Origin of the sequence: uncultured Maricaulis sp. (assembly GCF_963976135.1) — a bacterium.
Classification (GTDB): Bacteria; Pseudomonadota; Alphaproteobacteria; order Caulobacterales; family Maricaulaceae; genus Maricaulis.
The window spans coordinates 39,595-46,708 of record NZ_CAXBKN010000007.1 but is presented as its reverse complement, the minus strand read 5'-3'; the positions used below and the strand labels follow the sequence as shown (position 1 = coordinate 46,708).

Sequence of the window (7,114 nt, the reverse complement as noted above, 5' to 3'; positions counted from 1 at the left end):
TAAACCCGAGCTTTTGGCACGATATAGTCGATATCCTTCGACATCGTGTAGTCATGCACCGGGCGATAATCGATCCGCACATCGCCCTTGTCGTCGCACCAGGCGAGGGTGTGCTTCATCCAGGTCTCGTCATTGCGGTCCGGGAAATCCTCGCGCGCATGGGCGCCGCGGCTTTCCTCGCGATTGGCCGCGCCATTGACGGTGACGGCGGCCTGGGCGAGCAGATTGTCGAGTTCCAGCGTTTCCATCAGATCGGTATTCCAGACCATGGAGCGGTCGGAAACGCCGATATCGGCCATTCCGGCATAAACCTCGCGCATCGCCTCGACGCCCTCATTGAGGACCGGGCCGGTGCGGAAAACAGCGCAGTTATTCTGCATGCCGCGCTGCATTTGCAGCCGCAGCTTGGCCGTCGGGGTAGCGCCAGCGGCATTGCGGTATTTGTCGAGCCGGTCGAGCGAGTTCTGGCCCTCTTCAGGCTTGAATTCAGGCTGGGTGGCACCGGGCGTGACAGTCTCGCCAAGGCGCAGGCCGGCCGCGCGGCCGAATACGACCAGATCGATCAGCGAATTGGAGCCGAGCCGGTTGGCGCCGTGCACCGAGACGCAGGCCGCTTCGCCGACCGCCATCAGGCCGGGCACCACCGTATCGGCATTATCGCCGACCTTGGTGAGGACCTCGCCATGATAATTGGTCGGGATGCCGCCCATATTATAGTGGACCGTCGGCAGGACCGGGATCGGCGCCTTGGTGACATCGACGCCGGAGAAGACACGCGCGCTCTCGGAAATTCCGGGCAGCCGCTCGGCCAGTACGGCCGGGTCGAGATGGTCGAGATGCAGGTGGATATGATCCTTGTTCGGACCGACACCGCGGCCTTCGCGGATCTCCATCGTCATCGAGCGTGAAACGACATCGCGCGAGGCGAGATCCTTGGCCGATGGCGCATAGCGCTCCATGAAGCGCTCGCCTTCGGAATTGGTCAAATAACCGCCCTCGCCGCGCGCGCCCTCAGTGATCAGGCAGCCAGCGCCGTAAATCCCGGTCGGGTGGAATTGCACGAATTCCATGTCCTGCAGCGGCAGGCCGGCGCGCAGCACCATGGCATTGCCGTCACCGGTACAGGTATGGGCCGAAGTGGCCGAGAAATAGGCGCGGCCATAACCGCCGGTCGCCAGGATCACGGTCTGGGCGTGGAAACGATGCAGCGTGCCGTCATCAAGCTTCCAGGCCGTGATGCCACGGCAGACACCGTCATCCATGATCAGGTCGAGGGCGAAATACTCGATGAAGAATTCGGTCTCATGACGCACGGACTGGCCATAGAGCGTGTGCAGGATGGCGTGGCCGGTACGGTCGGCGGCGGCACAGGTGCGCTGCACCGGGCCTTCGCCGAAATTGCGGGTCATGCCGCCAAAGGCGCGCTGATAGATCTTGCCGTCCTCGGTGCGCGAGAAGGGCACGCCCCAGTGCTCGAGCTCGTAAACGGCAGCCGGCGCTTCACGGCAGAGATATTCGATCGCGTCCTGGTCGCCGAGCCAGTCGGAGCCCTTGACGGTGTCATACATGTGCCAGCGCCAGTCATCCTCGCCCATATTGCCGAGCGAGGCGGAAATCCCGCCCTGCGCCGCAACCGTGTGCGAGCGGGTCGGGAAAACCTTGGAGATACAGGCGGTCTTCAGACCGGCCTGCGAGGCACCCAGTGCGGCGCGCAGACCGGAGCCGCCAGCGCCAACGACCACGACATCATAGGTGTGATCGATCCATTTATAGTCGGCCATGAAGAACGTCCGTTACAGCGCGAGTTTGACAAGTGCGAACACGGTGACCAGCCACAGGCCCAGTGTCAGAAAAGTATTGCCGAGCAGAAGAAACGCCTTCGTGCCCGCTTTGTGGACATAATCCTCGATCACGACCTGCAGGCCGGAGCGCATGTGATGGAAGCCGGCGGTCAGCGTCAGCAGGGTCACGATCGCGCCCAATGGCGAGGCGAGGAACGCGCGCGTGGCAGCCGGATCCGGGGCACCCGACGTGGCGAGCATCCAGACGAAGACCGGAACGAGGAAGAAAAGCGCGATCGAGGTGACGCGCTGGGCGATGAAATGCGCCGTGCCGTGTCCGGAAGCGCCGAGGCCGCGCACCTTGGCGGCCGGAGTTCTGTAATCACGCATCGATCAGCTCCCGATACCAAGCCAGATGGCGGCCGTCGGGATGATGGCAATGAACATGATCGCCATCGACCGGAAATTCGAACCCTTCGGGTCGAACCCCTTGCCAAAATCCCAGAACAGGTGCCGCAGGCCATTGAGCCAGTGATAGCTCACCGAATAGGTCAGCAGGACGAGGCCGAAGCGCGTCACCCAGGCCATCCAGCCCTCGAACAGGAAGGCAATCGAGCCCTCGGCGCCGAAAGCCAGCAGGACCAGCCAGACCGCAATTGCGACCGCGCCGATATAATTGCCGATGCCGGTCGCCCGGTGAAGAATGGAGGACGCCATCGTCGCGTGCCAGCGCCAGACCTGGAGGTGTGGCGACATTGGCCGCGGGTCGGACCAGTCGGAAGCCATGAGGCACCCTTTCGAAAGCTGTGTCGGTATCGCCGAACGCAGGACGCGTGTCAGCCTTGAGTTTCGCACTGCACAATAGGCCGCACAATGTCAGCGTCAACGCGATCAGTTGCAGACCGCTGACAAGTTGCAGACATTTTCACCCGACAGCCACTGAGAACGGCCGGGGTCCGGCCGCCGGGAAGCGCCCGGATTCGCCCTATTCCATGCGCATATTCGCCGGAAGCAGGGCTTCATTCACCTGCCCGTCCTCGACATAGAGCGTTCCGCCTTTCATCACGAGATCGACGTGCTGCAGCAGATTTGGATAGGTCATCAGATCGCCATCGACGGCGATAATGTCAGCGGCCATGCCCGGCGCGATCGAGCCGGTTTGATCCTCGACACCCATGAAGACAGCCGGCCAGTAGGTCGCCGACCGGATGGCATCCATCACCGGCACATCGAGCTCACGGGTCCAGACGTCAAACTCATTCCAGGTGGCCTGGCAGTGGAATTTCATCGGGATACCGCTATCGGTGCCGATCAGCATCACCACGCCGGCCTCACGCAATTGCTCGAATTTGCGGCGCAGGGTTGGCGCCCGCAATGGCGTCAACTGGGTGTAGGAGAGACGCTCGGGATGCTCGATCGAGGCGGCGATGTCGGCGATCGTGTCGGGCTCAAGCCCGCGATGCCAGCAATCATTGTCGAGGAATTCGGAATTCTCGCGCGTGCGTGCGTAGTTCCAGAGGCCTTCAATCGTCGGCGTCCAGTAAAGCGGGCCGCCGGAGATACGGCCGCGCGCGGTGCGCGCCCGCAGCGCCTCGATTACATTTGGCGGATATTCCGGCGCCGTGGTCAGGCCGGTATGCTCGAAATTATCAATGCCGATTTCCAGCCCGAGAAGGATCTCCTCGGGACGGTGGGAGTGACCGACAACCCGCAGGCCGCGCGCATGCGCCTCGTCGACGACGGCGCGGGCTTCTGCGGTGGTCATCTGGTCCTGGTTGACCAGCTTGATGACATCAACGCCGGCATCGGCCAGCGTGCGCACATGGGCACGGGCCTCACTGACACTGCTCACGCCCCAGCGGAAGGCCTCCGTACCCGGATAGGGCTGATGCTGGATGAAGGGACCGGAGACGTAGAGATTCGGGCCCGGCAACTCGCCGGCATTGATGCGGTCGCGGACCGAGATGGACGGCTCGAGGGGCGCACCGAGATCGCGGACCGAGGTGACCCCAGCCAGCAGAAGCTGTACGGCGGAGGCCGGCATGATCTCGTCTTCGAGCCGGTCGAGATAGGTACGATCCCAGTGATCATAATCGGAATGCCCGTTGAGCATTAGATGCGCATGCATTTCCCACAGGCCGGGCATGACGGTCATGCCCTCGGTCGAGATCACGGCATACCCGTCCGGGACAGGCGTATTGTCCTGGTTGCCGGTGGCGACGATGCGGTCATCCTCGACCAGGATGACGCTGTCATGGACGGGCGGACCGCCATAACCATCGATCAGCGTACCGCCCACAAGCGCCTGACGGCCTTCCGGCCATGCCCCAGCGGTGACGCACACTGCCAGCACGCCCGACAACAAGCCCATTTGGTATTTCATAACGCTCTCCCCAAAAGATTCGTCCAACAAACTAACCGCGCTGGTGAAAAAGCAAAATCGATATGGCAAAACCCGCTCAGCAGACTAGCCTGTCGCCAAAGCAGGGAGCTGATCATGACCAAACCAACCCCATCCGCCGTGATTACCGGCGCCTCCACCGGCATCGGCCATGCCTGTACCGCCGAGCTGACTGCCAAGGGCTGGCATGTCTTCGCCGGGGTGCGCAAACAGGCGGATGCCGACCGGTTGAAGGAAGAATTCGGTGCCGCGGTCACGCCCCTGATCATGGAGGTGACCGATACGGCCTGCATGCAGAGCGCCGCCGACACGGTCCGCGCCGCGCTGAACGGGGTGACGCTGAAAGGCCTGATCAATAATGCCGGCATCGCGGTCGCCGGACCGATGCTGAGCGTGCCGATCGAGGAGTTCGAACACCAGCTCGACGTCAATGTCACCGGCGTGGTTCGCACCACCCAGGCTTTCGGACCCCTGCTGGGCGCCGATGAGAGCCTGACCGGTGAGCCGGGCCGGATCGTGATGATATCCTCAATGGCCGGCGAGATGGGCGCCCCTTTCCTGGGCCCCTATTCAGCGTCAAAACATGCTGTCGAAGGCCTGTCCAAATCCCTGCGCCGGGAAATGATGCTGTTCGGGATCGAAGTGATCGTGCTCGGCCCCGGCGCCGTCGCGACGCCGATCTGGGCCAAGTCCGATGAGGTCGACATCACGCCCTATGAGGGGTCGGTCTATTACAAGGCGCTGACCCGGCTGCGCAATTATATGAGCAAGAGCGGCCCGGAAGGCTTTGCGCCTTCGGTGATCGCCGACCGCGCCTTCCGCGCCCTGACCGAGGACAAGCCGCGTTTCCGCTATGCCATCGTGCCCAAGCGCCTGACCAACTGGTCATTGCCACGCATGCTGCCCGAGCGCATGGTCAACAATATCGTGGCCAAAAGCCTCGGACTGACGCGGCGCAAACGCTGAACCGACACCGCTTGCCGGCCATCGCCGCCTGGTCAAGAGTATCACAATCTGAACCGAGACGCGGCGCCCGGGCGCCTGGGGGACTGACATGAATTATCGCACGCTTCCACACATATCGATCGCCAGCCTGATGGCGTTGAGCCTGACCGCCTGTGGCCAGCAGGCCGAGGCCCCGCCCATATCGGCGGCGCCGGATGCGGCGGTCACTGACAGTGCGGTGCCGTCCGGGACCATGGCGGCGCCGGAAGCTGCGGCCGACGCGGATGCCAGCGCGGCCTTTGCCGCCCTGGTCTCTGAATTTGAAGCCTTCGAACTGGCCAATAATCCCGACGAACGCGGCCGTCGCGGTGATCTGGAGGCCGCCGGGCAATGGGGGGATTTCTCGGCGGAAACCCTGGCCGCGCAATTTGCCGACGAAGCCGCCTTCCTTGAACGGCTGGACGGCATTGATGCGGCCGCCCTGTCGCAAACCGACCAGGTTTCCCATGCGGTGCTTGATTACATCCTGCGCTTCCGCACCGAGCTGGCGCCCTTTGGCGAGGCCCGTATCGCCTTCAATTCCGACAGCGGATTCTTCTTCTGGCCCTCCTATGCCGCCGCATCGGCGCGGCCGCGCACGATTGCCGAGGGCGAAGCCTGGATCACCCGCATCAATGGAATTGCCGGGTTTTTCCAGCAGAATACCGACTGGATGCGGCGCGGTCTCGAGACCGGCTTCACCCAGCCGCGCATCATCACCGAATCCGCCGCAAGCCAGGTCGAGGCCCTGAGCGATGCCGCCACCCTGCGCGCGATCCTGATCGAGCCGATCGACAATCTGCCGACCGCACTGCCGGCCGCCGAACGCGCGCGTCTCCATGATGCGGCCGCCGCCGCCATCGACAACTCCGCCCAACCCGCCTTCGCGGCGCTGGCCCGCTTCCTGCGCGAGGAATATCTGCCACAAACCCGCGACAGCCTGGGCGTGTCCGAGACGCCCGAGGGCCGCGCCTATTATCAGACCCTGGTGCGCTACCACACCACGCTCGATACCTCGCCGGAAGAAGTCCACCAGCGCGGCCTCGCCGAAGTCGCCCGTATCCGCGGCGAGATGGCAACCGTGATCGACGAGAGCGGATTTGAGGGGAGCTTCGCCGAATTCCTCAACTTCCTGCGCACCGATCCGCAATTCTACGCGACGACGCCAGAGGAATTGCTGATGCATGCCGCCTGGATCGCCAAGCGGCTCGACGACCAGATGCCGGCCTATTTCGGCCATCTGCCGCGCCTCTCCTATGGCGTGCGCCCTGTGCCGGACACCATGGCGCCAACCTACACCACCGGCCGCTACTGGTCCGGCGACATGGAGCGCGGCATCGCCGGCGGCTATATGGTCAACACCTATGACCTGACCCAGCGCCCGCTCTACACCCTGCCCGCCCTGACCGCACACGAGGCTGTGCCAGGGCACCATCATCAGGGCTCGATCGCCGCCGAGCTGGAGAATGTTCCGGATTTCCGCCGCGACACCTATATCACCGCCTTCGGCGAGGGTTGGGGCCTGTATTCCGAGACGCTGGGCCGAGATATGGGCATCTATACGACGCCCTATGAAGAGTTTGGCCGACTGAGCTATGAGATGTGGCGCGCCTGCCGCCTCGTGGTCGATACCGGGGTGCATTATATGGGCTGGACCCGCGAGGAGGCCGAGGCCTGTTTCCTCGAGAACTCCGCCCTGGCGCCGCACAATATCCGTACCGAAGTCCTGCGTTATATCTCCTGGCCGGGCCAGGCGCTGGCCTACAAGACCGGCGAATTGCTGATGCGCGACCTGCGTGCCGAAGCCGAGGAGCGCCTGGGCGAGGATTTCAACATTCGCGCCTTCCATGACGTGCTGCTCGCCGACGGCTCCATGCCGCTGTCTGCGCTGGAGGCCAAGATGCGCCGCTGGATCAACGAAGAAGAAGCCGGAAATCGGAACTAGATC

The 7,114-nt window shown here is 63.4% G+C and carries 6 protein-coding genes; 2 read left to right on the top strand and 4 right to left on the bottom strand.

Going from position 1 to position 7,114, the window contains the following annotated elements; translation table 11 throughout:
• The 4 genes from sdhA to AAC023_RS01890 form a co-directional block, all read right to left on the bottom strand.
• Positions 1-1,781, bottom strand: a 1,781-nt coding sequence (sdhA, locus tag AAC023_RS01905; protein ID WP_339737550.1) for a succinate dehydrogenase flavoprotein subunit, incomplete at its 3' end; no start/stop codon positions are given.
• 12 nt (positions 1,782-1,793) lie between these two features.
• Positions 1,794-2,171 (bottom strand): succinate dehydrogenase, hydrophobic membrane anchor protein, encoded by a 378-nt coding sequence (gene sdhD / locus AAC023_RS01900; RefSeq protein ID WP_339737548.1) that lies wholly within the window; start codon positions 2,169-2,171, stop codon positions 1,794-1,796.
• 3 nt (positions 2,172-2,174) lie between these two features.
• Complete coding sequence (sdhC, locus tag AAC023_RS01895; protein ID WP_339737546.1) at positions 2,175-2,567, bottom strand: succinate dehydrogenase, cytochrome b556 subunit; 393 nt, start codon at positions 2,565-2,567, stop codon at positions 2,175-2,177.
• Positions 2,568-2,766: 199 nt separating this feature from the next.
• Complete coding sequence (locus tag AAC023_RS01890; protein WP_339737544.1) at positions 2,767-4,164, bottom strand: amidohydrolase family protein; 1,398 nt, start codon at positions 4,162-4,164, stop codon at positions 2,767-2,769.
• A 114-nt stretch (positions 4,165-4,278) separates the two neighbouring features.
• Between AAC023_RS01890 and AAC023_RS01885 the strand changes: the two genes are divergently transcribed.
• Together AAC023_RS01885 and AAC023_RS01880 are read left to right on the top strand one after the other, a co-directional pair.
• Entirely contained in the window at positions 4,279-5,148 is an 870-nt protein-coding gene (locus AAC023_RS01885) for an SDR family NAD(P)-dependent oxidoreductase (protein WP_339737542.1), read from the top strand.
• An 88-nt stretch (positions 5,149-5,236) separates the two neighbouring features.
• The gene (locus tag AAC023_RS01880; protein ID WP_339737540.1) at positions 5,237-7,111 is read left to right on the top strand and encodes a DUF885 domain-containing protein; all 1,875 of its coding nucleotides are present in this window, start codon (positions 5,237-5,239) and stop codon (positions 7,109-7,111) included.
• Positions 7,112-7,114: the final 3 nt, after the last annotated feature.

What these genes read in the sequence shown, in the direction of transcription:
- AAC023_RS01890 (WP_339737544.1), bottom strand. Translation starts at nt 4,164, where the DNA reads ATGAAATACCAAATGGGCTTGTTGTCGGGCGTGCTGGCAGTGTGCGTC.
- AAC023_RS01885 (WP_339737542.1), top strand. Translation starts at nt 4,279, where the DNA reads ATGACCAAACCAACCCCATCCGCCGTGATTACCGGCGCCTCCACCGGC.
- AAC023_RS01880 (WP_339737540.1), top strand. Translation starts at nt 5,237, where the DNA reads ATGAATTATCGCACGCTTCCACACATATCGATCGCCAGCCTGATGGCG.
- sdhC (WP_339737546.1), bottom strand. Translation starts at nt 2,567, where the DNA reads ATGGCTTCCGACTGGTCCGACCCGCGGCCAATGTCGCCACACCTCCAG.
- sdhD (WP_339737548.1), bottom strand. Translation starts at nt 2,171, where the DNA reads ATGCGTGATTACAGAACTCCGGCCGCCAAGGTGCGCGGCCTCGGCGCT.